Source organism: Flexivirga caeni (assembly GCF_003724155.1).
Lineage (GTDB): Bacteria > Actinomycetota > Actinomycetes > Actinomycetales > Dermatophilaceae > Flexivirga > Flexivirga caeni.
The window spans coordinates 229,222-243,391 of the sequence record NZ_RJJQ01000001.1 but is presented as its reverse complement, the minus strand read 5'-3'; the positions used below and the strand labels follow the sequence as shown (position 1 = coordinate 243,391).

Genomic DNA, 14,170 nt, shown 5'->3' with positions numbered 1-14,170 from the left:
CGACCTATCGAAACAGCAGCAAGCTCAAGCGCTTTCGTACGCTGCTGGCGGGTAAGTGGACGCAATCCGGCCAGGAGTGAGGTCCCACACGACACCGAACTCGGTGACGGTCGCGGTGTAGCCGCGTCGGTGCACGATCCGATGATGGTGGCAGCAGAGCATCGCCGAGTTGATCAAGCTGGTCACGCCGCCGGCCCACCAGGGGCGTACGTGATGGACTTCGCAGAAGCTTGGTGGCCGATCGCAGCCGGGGAAGGAACATCCCTTGTCCCGGAAGAGAACTGCGGCACGCAAGCCCTTGGTGACCAGTCGCTCGCGGCGCCCGACGTCCAAGGGCTCGCCCCGGCTGCCGAGCACGATGGGGATGAGGTCGGCGTCGCAGGCGAGCCGCCGGGCCGCGGTGGCGTCAAGCAGGTCGCCGGTCGTGGTTGTTGCGGTGCCGACGCCGGTGGTCAGCGTGTCCAGGCTGAGGGTGATGAGCGCGGTGGCCGCGGAGCCGAGTTGTCCCTTGCCGGTCGTGGTGCGTGCGCCGGCCTGGACGAGCTCCAGCAGTGCGTCTGCGCGGCGCTTGGCGGGGGTGCGCTCGTCGAGGATCCGACGTGCCGTGCCGGTGGCGCATTCGCCGTCGCTGCCGTCGGTCGTGGTGACCGGTCGCGGCGCGGAACCGGCCATGATCGCGTCCTTGATCATGGCGGCTGTGGCAGGCGCGAGTTCGGCGACGAGCCGCGTCATACCGGTCGGGGTGGTGGACCAGGTCAGCGTCTCGACGTCCTCCAGGTGAGCGTCCTCCTGGTCGAGTTGGTCGGGGGCAAACTTGGCGAGGATCGCCGCCCTGGTCAGTTGGGTCAGCCCGCGGGCGCCGAGGGACGGATCGAGGGAGAGGTACCAGGCAAGCACCTGATCGTGCTCGGTGCCGGGCAGCACGGGCATGACCTTGTCGGCGTGGGCCAGCGTCGTGCGCGCAGACTCGACGGTGCAGTTGCCGGCGCGCAGTGCCGCTGTGACGGTGTCGTTCTTGCGATGCTGGCATTCTTGCGCGACAGCCGCAATCCGGCGCAAGGTGGCTGGCTCGACCGGAACCCGTTGTGCCCGAGCACTGTTCGCCTCGGCATCCCCGCCCAGGCCGGTCTCTTCGGCCGGCTCGTCGAACGCGGGGACATGTCCGGTCACCCATCGGGTGGCATTCGCGGAGTCCGATCTGGACACATCGCCGCGGATCAGTGCTTCGGCAGTGATGAGAGTGGCCACCTGTTGCATGCGGCCGACCAGGAACAGTGCCGTGCGCATCACCTGAGACAACTGCTCGGTGCCGAATTGGTGCAACAGGTCAGGGAGTTCGTCGGCGGCTGCGGTCAGCTGGGGGAGTAGCTCCAGCACCTCGTAGCCGCGGCCGGGTTCGGCGCGCGGCAGTGTCTCGGTGGCTTCCGCGCGGGCAGGAGGGTCTGGAAGCTCGATCCTGGACTCGATCGCCATGGCTGCCCTCCGGGTGATTCAGCGTGTTCTCAGGATATCTACAGTAGAGGATTTTGTAAAGGGTTTGGTCAAACAAATTTCTGAATCGGTTCGACGCGATGGGATGGTGTCCCGAAGGCGCGACGGTCGCGAGAACGGGACGGGAAACCGGGCTGGAAGCGTCCCGAAGGCGCGACGGTCGAGGGTTGGGGACGTGAGATGGGGCTTGGGGTGTCCCGAAGGCGCGACGGTCGCGCTTTGGGGACGGCGGGCAGCCTGCGGCGTACGCAACCTTCAACGGTCGAGGTTTGCGTCAAGGATGGCGGCGAAGACGTGCGCATCGACGGGCCGGTCCTCGATCGTGAGGAAGTTGCGCAGCAGCCCTTCGTGCTGCAGCCCGGCGCTCAGCAGCACGCGCTGGGACGTGAGGTTGCCGGGCTCGGTCCAGGCCTCGAGTCGCTGCAGGCGAAGTGACGCGAATGCCCACGGTATGACGAGACGGAGTGCGGCGGATGCGAGTCCGCGACCGCGGGCGCCCGGCACCACCCAGTAACCAACTCCTGCGACGCCGGCCTGCGGTCGAGGGCTGACGATGATCAGGCCGACAGCGCGGTCGGTGTCCGCTTCGGTGATTGCCTGTGACACACCGGCTCCGGTCTCGGCCCGGCTCCACTGGCGTCGGATGAACGCGAGCCCCTCCGTCGGAGTGAATACCTCCGGGACAGTGGTGCCGCGGGGGATCCTGGGGTCGGTGCTCGCCGCGCGCACGCAGTCGAGATCGCGTTCCGCCCACCGGCGAAGCAGTACTCGGCCGTCGGTCAGCGGAGGTTGCGGATACGCGAGCGCCATACCTATCAGAGTGACAGGGGATCATCCGCGAAAATATGAGACGGCCTGTCGATATCGGCTCGACATACCCGTCATGGTGCTGTCAGAGGATGTACACACCGCATACCGAAAGGGTCACCATGAGATTCCTGGTTTTGCTGCCCGCGCCCGAGGCCGAGTGGGCGAAGCTGCCGCCGGAGGAGCACGAGAAGGGAATGCGGGCGCATGCCCGCTTCAATCGCGAACTTGCCGAGGGTGGTCACCGGGTCGTTGTGGCATCGCCGTTGCGTCCGTCGGCTGAGGCGCTGTCGATGCGGCCGGACGGCAACGGCGGCACGACGGTGACCGACGGTCCGTTCACCGAGTCCGTCGAGCAGATCGTCGGTTTCTATCTCATCGAGAGCGACGATCGCGAGGGCGTGCGCGCCTGCTGCCGGCAACTGTCCAGCACCGGGGATCTCATCGAACTGCGCGAACTGGAGGGCAACTGATGACCGAATACATGATCGTGATCGTGGGAGACGAAGACCGCTGGTGGACCACCATGTCCGAGGACGAGCGCAAGCACGGGTATGCCGAATACGGCCGGTTCTCACAGGAACTGGTCGCACGAGGGCACAAGATCACCGGCGGTGCCGAACTGCACGCATCGAGTGAGACCAAGCGGATCGCGCCCGGATCCTCCACGGTCACCGACGGCCCGTATGCCGAGGCGGTCGAGCAGATCGGTGGATTCTTCCTGGTCCAGACCGACGACGTGGACGACGTGCTGGACTGCTGCCGGATCCTCACCGCGATCGGTGAAGGCGTCGAAGTGCGCCGCACCGTGCAACCGGAGGAACGGGTGTCGTGACCACATACCTGGTCCTCCTCGCCGGAGCCGAGAACGAGTGGAGCGACGCCGACCCGGCGGACCGGGCGCGCTGGCATCAGGAACACCTGACCTTCGGGCGTGTCGTCGGCGACGCCATCCTGGGCGGTGAGGCACTGGCCGGCGTCGACACCGCGACGACACTGCGCCGGCGGACCGGCACCGTGCAGCTGACCGACGGGCCGTTCGCCGAGACCGCCGAGCAGATCGGCGGCTTCTACCTGATCGAAGCCACCGACCTGGACCAGGTCGTCACCTGGTGTGCGCTGCTGCCGGAGATCTACTCGATCGAGATCCGACCGTGCATCCAGCTAGAAGGCCCGGAGGCGTGAGCCTGGAGAACGTATGGCGCGACGAGTGGGGCCGGCTGCTGGCCCTGCTCGTCGCGCAGACCAGGCGACTCGACCTGGCCGAGGACGCGCTCGCCGATGCGTTCGAACGTGCGGCCCGGACCTGGCCGGCGGCCGGTATGCCGGAAAACCCGCCGGCCTGGCTGCTGACCGCGGCACGCCGCCGGGTGCTGGACCGGCTCCGAGCCGAGGCGGTGGCCGCGCGCAAGCAGCCGCAGCTGGTCGCCGAGGTGCGGACGGCAGCGACTGGGCCGGGTGGCGATGACGACCTGCTGCGTCTCGTGCTGCTGGCCGCGCACCCGGCATTGAGCGAAGAGGCGGGCGCCGCCCTCACCCTCCGGCTGGTCCTCGGCGTCGCCACCGCGGACATCGCGCGTCTCTTCCTGGTGCCGGAGGCGACGATGGCGGCACGGCTCACCCGGGCCCGGAAGAAGGTCGTGGCCGCTGGCGTGCCGCTCGCCATACCCGATGATTCGGTACTACCCGAACGGCTGGAAACCGTTGCGCGCGTTGCCTATCTGGCGTTCACAGCTGGCTATGCGCCGGGCAGCGGCGTCGACGTGGTGCGGGCGGAGCTCGCGGGTGAGGCGATCCGGCTGGTCCGGATCGTGCGGGGGACCGGCCCGGCCGCAGCCGCAACCCCGGCACTCACCGCCTTGCTCGCACTCATGCTCTTGCAGCACGCACGCCGGGACGCGCGTGTCGGCGCCGACGGCAGGCTGGTGCTGTTGCCTCAGCAGGATCGCACCGCGTGGCACGGCGAGGAGATCGCCGAGGGGCGATCGCTCCTGGCCGACCTGACCGGGCAGCGAGGTGTCGCGGTGGACAGCGCGCTCGCCGCCGAATACCTGCTGCAGGCGCTGATCGCCGCCGAGCACGCACGCGCCGGCATCGCGGCGGACACCGACTGGGTCACCATCGCCGACTACTACCGGCAACTGGAGCGGCTCACCGGCTCGCCCGTGGTGCGGCTCAACCGGGCGGTCGCGGTCGCCGAAGCCGGTGATGTGACCAACGCAATCACTTTGCTGGACGGGCTCGACGAGCAGCTGCCGCACTCGCACCGGCTGCCGGCGGTGCGGGCTGAGCTGCTGGCGCGGGAGGGACGGCATACCGACGCAGTGCGGGCGTATGACGTGGCCATCGCACGGTGCGCGAACGAGCCCGAGCGGCTCCAGCTGATCGACCGGCGGCGCGGGCTCAGCGCCACCTGACAACGAGCGAGGCCTCGATATACCCTCCCCGCGTTCGCTCCTCCGGGCACTCGACCAGCGCCGGGCAGTGGTTGGATGTAGGCACGCACAGTTCGCAGCCGACGCTTGCAGGAGGGCCCCATGCCGATCGCCACCCCGGAGAAGTACGCCGAGATGCTCGACCGCGCCAAGAAGGGGGGCTTCGCGTACCCGGCCATCAACGTGTCCAGCAGCCAGACCCTCAATGCCGCGATCAAGGGTTTCGCGGACGCAGGCAGCGATGGGATCATCCAGGTCTCGACCGGTGGCGCGGAGTATTTCTCCGGGCAGGGCGTCAAGAACATGGTCACCGGCGCGCTCGCGATGAGCGCCTTCGCGCACGAGGTTGCCAAGGCGTATGACGTCAACATCGCCCTGCACACCGACCACTGCCCGAAGGACAAGCTGGACACCTTCGTGCGTCCGCTGCTGGCTGCGTCGACCGAGCGCGTGCAGCAAGGCGGCCTGCCCTACTTCCAGTCGCACATGTGGGACGGCTCGGCGGTCGAGCTGCACGAAAACCTCCAGATCGCAGAAGAATTGCTCGCTCAGTGCAAGGCGGCGCACATCATCCTGGAGATCGAGGTCGGTGTTGTCGGCGGTGAGGAGGACGGTGTCGAAGGGAAGATGGACGACAAGCTCTACTCCACGCCCGAGGACGCGATCGCGACCGCGCGGGCTTTGGGCACCGGCGAGCAGGGCTACTACATGACTGCCCTCACCTTCGGCAACGTGCACGGCGTCTACAAGCCGGGCAACGTCAAACTGCGTCCCGAAGTTCTGCAGAAGGCACAGGCCGCGGTGCACGAGGAGTTCCACACCGCCGACGAGAAGCCCTTCCACCTGGTCTTCCACGGCGGCTCGGGCTCGGACCCGAAGGACATCGCCGAGGCCGTCTCCTACGGCGTGGTCAAGATGAATGTCGACACCGACACGCAGTACGCCTTCACTCGCCCGATCGCGGGCTGGATGCTCGGCAACTACGAGGGCGTGCTGAAGATCGACGGTGAGGTCGGCGACAAGAAGCAGTACGATCCGCGGGCGTGGGGCAAGGCGGGCGAAGCCGGTATGTCGGCCCGTGTGATCGAGGCGTGCCAGAACCTCGGCTCGGCGGGCACACACGAATGACCGACAACCTCCTCGGCATACCCGAGACGAAACTGCCTGTGGATCCCGCGAGTTCGCCGCTCGACCAGGGAGTCGACCCGCGTGACGTCGCGCGCTCCTACCCGGGCTCGTCGCTGGCGTGGGCGACGCTCGCCGAGGACGCGCTCGCGGACGGCGATGTGATCGAGAGTTACGCGTTCGCCCGCACCGGCTACCACCGCGGGCTCGACGCGCTGCGTCGCGCCGGCTGGCGTGGTCAGGGCCCGGTGCCGTGGGAGCACGAGCCGAACCGCGGCTTCCTGCGCGCGCTGGCCGCCCTGTCGAAAGCTGCCGGGGTGATCGGCGAGACCGACGAACAGCGGCGCTGCGCCGACTTCCTGCGTGACTCCTCGGCGGCGGCAGCCCGGGAGCTGGGGTTGTAGGGCCGCGCCATGGCATCGCAACACCGGGCGAAGCCGGCGACCGCGCAGGACGTGGCCGACCTGGCCGGCAGTTCGCGCACGGCGGTGTCCTTCGTCCTCAACAACAAGGCACAGGGGAACGTCTCGGAGGCGACCCGTGAGCGCATCCTGAAGGCAGCGGCCGAACTCGATTACCGGCCACACCCGGTGGCGCAAAGTCTGCGGACGCAGCGCACCCACCTGATCGGTGTCATCACCGACGCGATCGCGTCCAGTCCCTTTGCGGGGCAGCTGATCTCGGGCGCCACCGAACTCGCCCTGCAGCAGGGCTATCTGGCTGCGGTGTTCGACAGCAACGGGCAGCCTGAGGCGGAGCGGCGTGCTGCGCGGGAGTTCCGCAGGCGCCGGGTGGACGGGCTGATCTATGCCTCGATGACCTTGCGCGAGGTCAGCGACGTGCCGGACGCCGGCCTGCCGACAGTGCTGGCCAACTGCTTCACCGCCGATGACCGGCTGGCGTCGTTGATCCCGGACGAGGACTCCGCCGGCGCGGCCGCCGCCGAGCTTCTCGTCTCGCTGGGCCATCGGCGCATCGCGATGATCTCCGGAGGCCGCGCGATTGCCGGACGGATGCGGCAGACGGCGTTCGTGGAACGCCTGGCAGCGTCCGGGCAACGCCCCGCGGTGCGCGTGCTTCCCGGCGAATGGACGATCGACGCTGGGTATGACGCCGCGATCCCGGTGCTGGACGTCAGCCGCGCGACTCGCCCGACGGCATTGTTCTGTGTGAACGACCGCGTGGCGGCGGGTGCCTTGCTCGCCGCAACCCGGCTCGGGCTGCGGGTGCCCGCCGAGCTGTCCATTCTCGGTTTCGACGACCAGGAGGAGCTGGCCGGCAACCTCGTCCCGGCACTGACGACGTTCGCGCTGCCGCACCGCTCGATGGGCATCTGTGCCATGGAGACGTTGATCGCCCAGCTCGCAGCCAGGACGCAGGACGAGGACCCCACCGATCGGGCACCGCGCCGCCGGCTGCTCGAATCGGTCCTGGTACGACGGGAATCCGTCGGCCCGGCTCCCGTGTGAAGCCGGGCCGGTAGCCGGTTCGGTCAGGCGGAGGATGCCTCGGAGTGGTCCGCGTACGTCTCCTGCAGCGGCGTCGCGTCTCCGGGAGGTGCGAGTTCGGCGATCTCCACGGAGAGAGGCCCGACCGCAACCAGCAGCCAACTTTCCGTGCCGGTCTGCCGCAGGGTGCGCGGAACCGACTCAGCGGGAAAGACCTCAGCGACCTCTCCATCGGTCCAGACCTCGAAAATGCCTCCCGGACAATCGATCTCGACCTCCGACGCGGCTCCGTGGAGCTTGATGCGGTCGGCGGTTCCCTGGGTGCGCGCGCAGCGCGGCAGGCCGGTCGAACCGCCGTGCTCCAGCTGGACGATGGTGCGCGGGGCGGAGTCGGCGTACGCCTGCAGGCCCGAGTCGACGACGGAGTAGAGCCGGTCGCCGTGCACGCTGACCCGCCGCGGCAGCGTCAGGCAGCCGCAGACACCGGTGGCGGCAGCGGCGGCGGCGTCCCACTGGGTGACCCACCCGAACATGAGATCGCCGTCGCTCGACGTGGCCACTTGGGGCGCATAGAAGCTCGTGCTCTCGTCGACCAGCTGCACGGCGTCCGGCCGGAAGGACGGTAGGCCCGCGTCGTCGGTCAGGTCGCCGACGAAGGCGAAGACGGGGCCCGGACCGCTCTGGCTCAGCCCCGAGACGACCAGTGCCGCGCGGTCGCCGTCCACGATCAGCTGCGGGCACTCCCACATGTCGGCGTACGGCTGCTCCAGGTCGGTGTCGCCCCGCTGCAGCCACACCCCGAGGTAGTGCCAGGCGCGCGGATCGCCCACGTCATACAGGAGGACGGCGGGGGTGACCTCATCCAGCTGGGCACCGACGATCGCCAGGTGGCGCCCATGCCAGTCGAAACAGAACGGGTCCCGCATCGCGGCGATCTCGGGCGGGGTGCCGGCGACGACATACGGCTCGCTCCACTGCTCCAAGTCGTCGTCCAGTGCCTCGCGCACACAGATAGTGCTGGGTGCGGTGCGGGCGGTCACTCCGGAGTAGGCGACTGCGGGGCGCTCGAGCCAGGGAAAGAAGACGCCGCTCCAGCAACCGGCCGAGTCCGGCCCGCCCGGCGTCGGACCGAAGGCGACGGGGTGCTGCTTCCAGCGCACCAGGTCCGGGCTGCTCGCGTGACCCCAGTGGATCGTTTCGTGCACCGGCGCATTCGGATTGAACTGGTAGAACACGTGCCATTCGCCACGGTGATGGACCATCCCGTTCGGGTCGTTCAGCCAGCCGAACTCCGGCTGAATGTGCATGCGGGGCAAGGTGTTCTCAGACATATGACCTATCCGTCTATTCGGGTGTTGCTGACATCGTGCGGGAACGCGGACGCCATCGGGCGGGACGCGGTGTGCGCAGGCGCAGCACCGCATCCCGCCCAGTGACGGTGGTGGATCTGATCAGCGGAAGCTGCCGGTCGTCAGGCCTTCGCGCAGCGCGCGCTGGCCGAAGACGAAGACCAGGATTGCGGGGATCACCGAGATGACCACACCGGCGAGCACCACCGCGACGCTGCCACTGCCCATATTGCCCTGGAGGGAAACCAGGCCGAGCGGCAGTGTGTAGTTCTTCGACGACATCTCCATGATCAGTGGCCGGAAGAAGTCGTTCCAGGTGCCGTTGAAGGCCAGGATGCCCACGATGGCCAGCCCGGGTGCCGCGAGCGGTGCGTAGATGGACCGGAAGGTCCGCCAGGGCCCGGCCCCGTCGATGGCGGCAGCCTCGGCCAGCTCCGGCGGCAGCGTCATGAAGTACTGCCGCATCATGAACGTGCCGAAGGCGGTCGGGATCGCCGGGATGATCAGCGCCCACAGGGTGTCCGAAAGCTGCATGCCACGGATGATCATGAAGATGGGGATGATTGTCACCTGCATCGGCACCATCATGGTGGCCAGGATGACCGAGAACAGCACTCCCCGGCCGCGGAAGGGGATGCGGGCGAAGACATATCCCGACAGACCCGCGGTGAGCATCTGGCAGATGGTCACCAGGCCGGTGACCAGCACGCTGTTGAGGATCAGCAGCCACATGTCGACCTGCTTGAACGCCTGCTGGAAGGAGTCGAAGGACAGATGGCTGAAGCTGATCGGTGCTCCACCGAGCGCCTGGTTGGCCGGGCGCATCGAGGTCAGCAGCGTCCATAGCATCGGGCCGAGGCACAGGATCAGTGCCACGACGATGACGACGGTCTTCGGCGCGTTGGCCCAGCGGAACGGTCTGCGGTTCTTGGTTGCGGACGGCTGGTCCGCGGTGATCGTTGCCATGACGGATTCCTAGCTGTAGTAGACGAAGCGACGGGAGAGACGGAACTGCAGCGCGGTGACCAGCATGATCACGATCGTCAGCAGCACCCCGATCGCTGAGGCCGTGCCGAACTGCAACTGACCGAAGGCGTCCTGGTAGATCACCATGACCACGGTCTCGGTGGAGTTGCCCGGGCCGCCCTGAGTGATGACGTAGGGCTGGTCGAAGATCTGCAGCGCCGAGATGATCGCCATGACCGATGCCACCAGGGTGGTCGGCGACAGCAGCGGCAGCGTGATGTGACGGAACTGCCGCCAGCCGGTGGCGCCGTCGATCGAGGACGCCTCATAGACGTCCCGCGGGATGCTCGCCAGCCCGCCGAGGAAGAGCAGGAAGGTGAACCCGAAGTTCTGCCAGACGTAGATCAGGATGATCATCACCTGGGCACTGAAGCCGTTCGTGAACCACGGGATGCTGCCGAGCCCGAGGTCGTTGAGGTAGGTGTTCACGAGTCCGAACTGCTGGTTGAACAGGTAGGACATGATGATCGACACAGAGGCCGCGGACAGGATGATCGGGAAGAAGAAGACCGACCGCAGCGTCGACTGCAGCCACCGGGGCATGATCCCCTGCACGAGCACGGCCAGGCCGAGTGCGACAGCGAGCTGCAGGATCACCGTGGTCACCACGAAGAAGATCGTGTTGGCGAATGCGGACCGCAGAGTCGGGTCGCTGAACAGGGAGTGGAAGTTGTCCAGGCCGGCCCACTTCGGGCTGGTGATCACATCCCAGCGGAAGAACGCCAGCACTACTGAAGCGATGATCGGGACGACCACGAACAGGCCGAGGCCGATCACGGTGGGCGCCAGGAAGACGGCAGCCATCCGCTTTTCCTTGCGCCGCAGGATCGTTGCGGCATCTTCCTGTGGGGCCGTGTTGTCCGGTACCGCCCGGGCCGGTGTGGTCGCAGTGATGTCGGTCATGCCCTGGTCTCCAATGCGCGGGTGAGGTCACCTTGCAGTGAGCGCAACGCGGATCGCATCTGACTCGCGCTGCCGCCGACGGCATTGATGGTGTTCTTGTCGAGGGCGAGCTCGATAGCCGGCTCGCTGGGAGGTGCAGTGAACGGCCCAGTGCCTGGGAAGCGGTCCAGGGTCTCGTAGAAGACCTTCCAGTGCTTGGGACCCTCCGCCGAGTAGAACGGGTGAGTCACGCCGTCAATCTCCACACTCCCCGCACATAGCGAGCGACGGCAGGGCGTGGTGGTGGGCTTCGGTGCGGACAGGTACATGCCCTTGCGGCTGGAGATGAACTTCAGCCAGGCCCAGGCCTGTTCCTTCCGGGAAGAAGACCGCATCATCGACCAGCCAGAAGCTCCGAACTGGTGTGACTGCGACTTCCACTTGGGCATGAACTGCACGTCATACTGGTCGTTCTTCACGCCGGCCTGAGCGAGCCCGTCCACCCAGTAGCCGCCCGCCGTGGTGGTGGCCACCCGGCCGCTGGCGAACTGCGGCACGAGCGCCCCGCCGCCACCGGAGGCGGGGCTGCTGGACAGTCCGTCCTTGACCATCTCGCGCAGCAGCTCGAACGTCTCTTCCACGGATGGGATGGTGGCCTGTGCCTCCAGCCAGAGCGGGCCTCCACTGCGGCCTTGCGCCGCAGGAACGCCCTTGTAGAAGCCGTTCCAGAGCCAGTCGGCGGCAGCGCCTGCGGGCGACTTGGTCTCCCGCAGGATCGAGGTGTTGTTGATGTAGAGCCACGGCGTGACGCCGCCCCACATGCGGTTGGCCCAGTAGAACGGGACTGCTCCAGGGTTGGTCTTCTTGATCGCCCGGAGCATGGTGACGAAGTCGTCCTTGGTCCAGTCGTCCGGTGGGTAGTCGTAACCCGCCTTGTGCAGCGCGGTGTTGCTCAGGAAGATGTTCGCCGCGTTGAAGTTGGCCGGTAGCTGGTAGAGCGAGCCCTTGTACATGAAGGATTCGATCAGGCTGGGATGCACGTCCGAGAAGTAATCCTGCATCGCGGCACGCTCCGCCGGCCGGCGGATGTAGTCGTCCAGCGGTTCGGCCAGCTTGGCGGCGAACAACTGGGCGCCCTCGGTGGCGACGTTGACGACGTCGGGTGGGGTTCCTGCCGCGACCATGGTCAGCACTTTGGCGAAGAACCCGCCCCAGTCAGACGCCTGGATGGGGATCATCACCACTTTGATGTCCGGGTTTTCGGCTTGGAACGCCTTGATCAGTGCGTCCTGTTGCGCGGCTTGCTGCTGCGTGCCGAACAGGGCGATCCGCAGTGCGTTGCCGTGCCTGCCCGGGACGTCGAGACCGGAAAGCCGGGGGAAGCCGGCGGTCAGCGCGGCGAGCGTGCCGACACCTGCGGCGCCGAGGGCGACGCGTCTGGTGATGTCTGTCATGAAGTGTGCTCCAAATCACCTAAATCGAGTTAGGTAACAATGCTGGATGCCGGATCCCGGCGTCAAGTGCTACTCGCGAGTTTCTTTCCGGCGCGTCCTGAGACGCCTCTCGCCATACCCTAGGAGCGTGGAGGGAAGGCTGGGTGTGCTCGGTGTCGGGCCGCAGGGCGAGGAGTTGTACCGACACGTGCTGCGCGCCCCGGGGCTGACTCTGGCGACTCATGTCTCGCAGCTCGGCTGGACCGATTACGAGGCCGAGCACGCGATCGAGCAACTGCGGGCGCGGCGGCTGGTGCGGGTGACCGGCCTCGGTGAAGTGGTGGCGGACCACCCGCGGGCCGCGCTGGAGCGCGTGGTGAGCGCGGAGGAAGCACGGCTGGCGACCCGGCGGCAGGATCTCGCGCGGGTGCGGGACGCGATCGATGCGTTCGTGACGGATCACCGGGCAGGTCAGGAGTCACAGGCTTCGGACCAGCCGCTGCGGGAGCGCGTGGACCAGGCGGTGTTCGGTTCGGTCTACGAGCACCTGGTGGCGTCGACCGTCGGCGTCATCCGGCGGGCCAAACCGGGGGCGCCTCTCGCAGCCGGTGATTTCCCCACCGTGCGTCAGCAGCTGAGTGCTGGTCGCGAGCAGCGCACCCTCTACCTCCCGGACGCGCTGCAGCAGTATGCCGGTGCGCTCGCGGAGTGGGCGAGTCTCGGTGAGCAGCAACGTGTCGTCGGCGAACTGCCCTCGGAATTCTATGTTTTCGGCGAAGAAGTGGCCATCGGCTCGACCGAGTGGGGTCAGCAGGGTGGCGACTACGTCGTACTGCGCGACCCGATGGTGGTGGCCGCGTTCATCGCGCTGTTCGACCGGCTCTGGGCGGCCGCGGCGCCCGCGGAGACGCGTCCGGACACCACGTCCGGCGCCCTCGTCGACTGGATGCAGCAGGGGTTGACCGACGAGGCCATCGCGCGCGCGATGGGGGTTTCGTTGCGCACGGTCCGCCGCCGGATCGCCGGGCTGATGACCGAGCACGGCGTCACCACGCGTTTCCAGCTCGCGCTGCGCATCGCCGAGCGGCGGCAGAAGTCCTGACGAGCGGCAACGGTGGTATCAGCCGATTCGCTTGTCGGCCGCCGTGAAGAGTGGTCCGATGAAGGCATGAAGAAGTTGATCAACGATCCGGCCGACGTCGTAGCTGAAGCACTCGTGGGGATGGAGGCAGCTCATGGCGACCGCCTGCGAATTGATTACGAGCACAAGGTGATCTATCGCAAGGACGCCCCGCGGCAGGGCAAGGTCGGGCTCATCTCCGGCGGTGGCTCCGGGCACGAACCGCTGCACGGCGGCTATGTCGGACCCGGCATGCTGGATGCCGCGTGCTGCGGCGAGGTCTTCACCTCGCCGGTGCCGGACCAGCTGCTCGCCGCGACGACCGAGGTCGACGGCGGAGCTGGGGTGCTGCACATCGTGAAGAACTACACCGGCGATGTAATGAATTTCGAGATGGCAGCCGAGCTCGCGGCCGCGGAGAGCGCTGTCGAAGTCCGATCAGTCGTCGTCGACGACGACGTGGCCGTGCAGGACAGCCTCTACACCGCCGGTCGGCGCGGAGTCGGGACCACGGTGATCCTGGAGAAGCTGGTCGGCGCTGCCGCCGAGAGCGGCAGGTCCCTGGACGAGGTCGCCGCGCTGGCGGATCGGGTCAACGCGGCGGGTCGCAGCATGGGCCTGGCGCTCACCTCGTGCACGGTGCCCGCGGCCGGCAAGCCGACCTTCGAGCTGGGCGAGGACGAGATGGAGCTCGGCATCGGCATCCACGGCGAGCCCGGGCGCAAGCGGGTGCCCCTGGCATCCGCGCGCGAGGCGGCGCAACTGCTGGTCGATCCGATCCTGACCGACTTGCCTTATGGCACAGGTGATTCGGTGATTGCCATGGTCAACGGAATGGGCGGCACGCCGCTCATCGAGCTCTACCTCATGTATGGCGAAGTGCACCGCCTGCTGGAGCAGGCAGGCATCGGCATCGCCCGGTGTCTGGTCGGCAACTACATCACCTCGCTGGAGATGGCGGGATGTTCCGTCACCCTGGTCAAGGCCGACGACGAGTTCGTCGACCTGTGGGATGCCCCGGTCAACACGCCCGGCCTCCGGTGGGGAGCGTAGC

The 14,170-nt window shown here is 67.6% G+C and carries 15 protein-coding genes; 9 read left to right on the top strand and 6 right to left on the bottom strand.

The features are described 5' to 3' along the window. Nucleotides 1–24 precede the first annotated feature (24 nt). The gene (locus EFY87_RS01200) at nt 25–1,473 is read right to left on the bottom strand and encodes an HNH endonuclease signature motif containing protein (RefSeq protein WP_123269475.1); all 1,449 of its coding nucleotides are present in this window, start codon (nt 1,471–1,473) and stop codon (nt 25–27) included. Nucleotides 1,474–1,746: 273 nt separating this feature from the next. Further along, nucleotides 1,747–2,301, bottom strand: a complete 555-nt coding sequence (locus EFY87_RS01195) for a GNAT family N-acetyltransferase (RefSeq protein WP_123269474.1) — start codon at nt 2,299–2,301, stop codon at nt 1,747–1,749. Between the two features lie 119 nt (nt 2,302–2,420). On the opposite strand from EFY87_RS01195, the gene EFY87_RS01190 reads away from it, so the two are divergent. The 7 genes from EFY87_RS01190 to EFY87_RS01160 all read left to right on the top strand — a co-directional run bounded on the left by EFY87_RS01190 (nt 2,421) and on the right by EFY87_RS01160 (nt 7,327). Continuing rightward, a complete protein-coding gene (locus EFY87_RS01190; protein WP_158607453.1) occupies nt 2,421–2,771 on the top strand; it encodes a YciI family protein in 351 nt (116 codons plus the stop codon). Further along, complete coding sequence (locus tag EFY87_RS01185) at nt 2,771–3,133, top strand: YciI family protein (RefSeq protein WP_123269472.1); 363 nt, start codon at nt 2,771–2,773, stop codon at nt 3,131–3,133. Before EFY87_RS01190 ends, EFY87_RS01185 begins: the two co-directional genes overlap by 1 nt. Then, nucleotides 3,130–3,483: a YciI family protein gene (locus EFY87_RS01180; protein ID WP_123269471.1), complete on the top strand. Its 354-nt coding sequence runs from the start codon at nt 3,130–3,132 to the stop codon at nt 3,481–3,483. Before EFY87_RS01185 ends, EFY87_RS01180 begins: the two co-directional genes overlap by 4 nt. Beyond that, nucleotides 3,480–4,715 carry an RNA polymerase sigma factor gene (locus EFY87_RS01175; protein ID WP_123269470.1) on the top strand — a complete coding sequence of 412 codons (1,236 nt, stop codon included), beginning with the start codon at nt 3,480–3,482 and terminating at the stop codon, nt 4,713–4,715. Before EFY87_RS01180 ends, EFY87_RS01175 begins: the two co-directional genes overlap by 4 nt. A 120-nt stretch (nt 4,716–4,835) precedes the next feature. Next, nucleotides 4,836–5,861: a class II fructose-bisphosphate aldolase gene (fbaA, locus tag EFY87_RS01170; RefSeq protein WP_123269469.1), complete on the top strand. Its 1,026-nt coding sequence runs from the start codon at nt 4,836–4,838 to the stop codon at nt 5,859–5,861. Continuing rightward, nucleotides 5,858–6,262 carry a DUF3151 domain-containing protein gene (locus EFY87_RS01165; protein WP_123269468.1) on the top strand — a complete coding sequence of 135 codons (405 nt, stop codon included), beginning with the start codon at nt 5,858–5,860 and terminating at the stop codon, nt 6,260–6,262. Before fbaA ends, EFY87_RS01165 begins: the two co-directional genes overlap by 4 nt. 9 nt (nt 6,263–6,271) lie before the next feature. Beyond that, nucleotides 6,272–7,327, top strand: a complete 1,056-nt coding sequence (locus EFY87_RS01160) for a LacI family DNA-binding transcriptional regulator (RefSeq protein WP_123269467.1) — start codon at nt 6,272–6,274, stop codon at nt 7,325–7,327. A gap of 23 nt (nt 7,328–7,350) precedes the next feature. Here the strand turns inward: EFY87_RS01160 and EFY87_RS01155 are convergent, their stop codons facing one another. The 4 genes from EFY87_RS01155 to EFY87_RS01140 all read right to left on the bottom strand — a co-directional run bounded on the left by EFY87_RS01155 (nt 7,351) and on the right by EFY87_RS01140 (nt 12,017). Then, nucleotides 7,351–8,637 (bottom strand): glycoside hydrolase family 32 protein, encoded by a 1,287-nt coding sequence (locus EFY87_RS01155; RefSeq protein ID WP_158607452.1) that lies wholly within the window; start codon nt 8,635–8,637, stop codon nt 7,351–7,353. A 120-nt stretch (nt 8,638–8,757) separates the two neighbouring features. Continuing rightward, on the bottom strand, nt 8,758–9,621 hold the full coding sequence (locus EFY87_RS01150) for a carbohydrate ABC transporter permease (RefSeq protein ID WP_123269465.1): 864 nt from the start codon (nt 9,619–9,621) through the stop codon (nt 8,758–8,760). 9 nt (nt 9,622–9,630) lie between these two features. Next, nucleotides 9,631–10,584, bottom strand: coding sequence for a carbohydrate ABC transporter permease (locus EFY87_RS01145; RefSeq protein WP_123269464.1), 954 nt, complete (start codon nt 10,582–10,584; stop codon nt 9,631–9,633). Then, nucleotides 10,581–12,017: an extracellular solute-binding protein gene (locus EFY87_RS01140; RefSeq protein WP_123269463.1), complete on the bottom strand. Its 1,437-nt coding sequence runs from the start codon at nt 12,015–12,017 to the stop codon at nt 10,581–10,583. The genes EFY87_RS01145 and EFY87_RS01140 overlap by 4 nt, the downstream gene beginning before the upstream one ends. A gap of 127 nt (nt 12,018–12,144) precedes the next feature. Between EFY87_RS01140 and EFY87_RS01135 the strand changes: the two genes are divergently transcribed. Together EFY87_RS01135 and dhaK are read left to right on the top strand one after the other, a co-directional pair. Then, complete coding sequence (locus tag EFY87_RS01135; RefSeq protein ID WP_148043199.1) at nt 12,145–13,098, top strand: helix-turn-helix domain-containing protein; 954 nt, start codon at nt 12,145–12,147, stop codon at nt 13,096–13,098. A gap of 66 nt (nt 13,099–13,164) precedes the next feature. Further along, nucleotides 13,165–14,169 (top strand): dihydroxyacetone kinase subunit DhaK, encoded by a 1,005-nt coding sequence (gene dhaK / locus EFY87_RS01130; RefSeq protein WP_123269461.1) that lies wholly within the window; start codon nt 13,165–13,167, stop codon nt 14,167–14,169. The last annotated feature ends 1 nt before the right edge of the window (nt 14,170 follow it).

Excerpts from the sequence above, each read along its gene's own strand:
- EFY87_RS01200 (WP_123269475.1), bottom strand. The coding sequence starts at position 1,473 with ATGGCGATCGAGTCCAGGATCGAGCTTCCAGACCCTCCTGCCCGCGCG.
- EFY87_RS01195 (WP_123269474.1), bottom strand. The coding sequence starts at position 2,301 with ATGGCGCTCGCGTATCCGCAACCTCCGCTGACCGACGGCCGAGTACTG.
- EFY87_RS01190 (WP_158607453.1), top strand. The coding sequence starts at position 2,421 with ATGAGATTCCTGGTTTTGCTGCCCGCGCCCGAGGCCGAGTGGGCGAAG.
- EFY87_RS01185 (WP_123269472.1), top strand. The coding sequence starts at position 2,771 with ATGACCGAATACATGATCGTGATCGTGGGAGACGAAGACCGCTGGTGG.
- fbaA (WP_123269469.1), top strand. The coding sequence starts at position 4,836 with ATGCCGATCGCCACCCCGGAGAAGTACGCCGAGATGCTCGACCGCGCC.
- EFY87_RS01165 (WP_123269468.1), top strand. The coding sequence starts at position 5,858 with ATGACCGACAACCTCCTCGGCATACCCGAGACGAAACTGCCTGTGGAT.
- EFY87_RS01160 (WP_123269467.1), top strand. The coding sequence starts at position 6,272 with ATGGCATCGCAACACCGGGCGAAGCCGGCGACCGCGCAGGACGTGGCC.
- EFY87_RS01155 (WP_158607452.1), bottom strand. The coding sequence starts at position 8,637 with ATGTCTGAGAACACCTTGCCCCGCATGCACATTCAGCCGGAGTTCGGC.
- EFY87_RS01150 (WP_123269465.1), bottom strand. The coding sequence starts at position 9,621 with ATGGCAACGATCACCGCGGACCAGCCGTCCGCAACCAAGAACCGCAGA.
- EFY87_RS01145 (WP_123269464.1), bottom strand. The coding sequence starts at position 10,584 with ATGACCGACATCACTGCGACCACACCGGCCCGGGCGGTACCGGACAAC.
- EFY87_RS01140 (WP_123269463.1), bottom strand. The coding sequence starts at position 12,017 with ATGACAGACATCACCAGACGCGTCGCCCTCGGCGCCGCAGGTGTCGGC.
- dhaK (WP_123269461.1), top strand. The coding sequence starts at position 13,165 with ATGAAGAAGTTGATCAACGATCCGGCCGACGTCGTAGCTGAAGCACTC.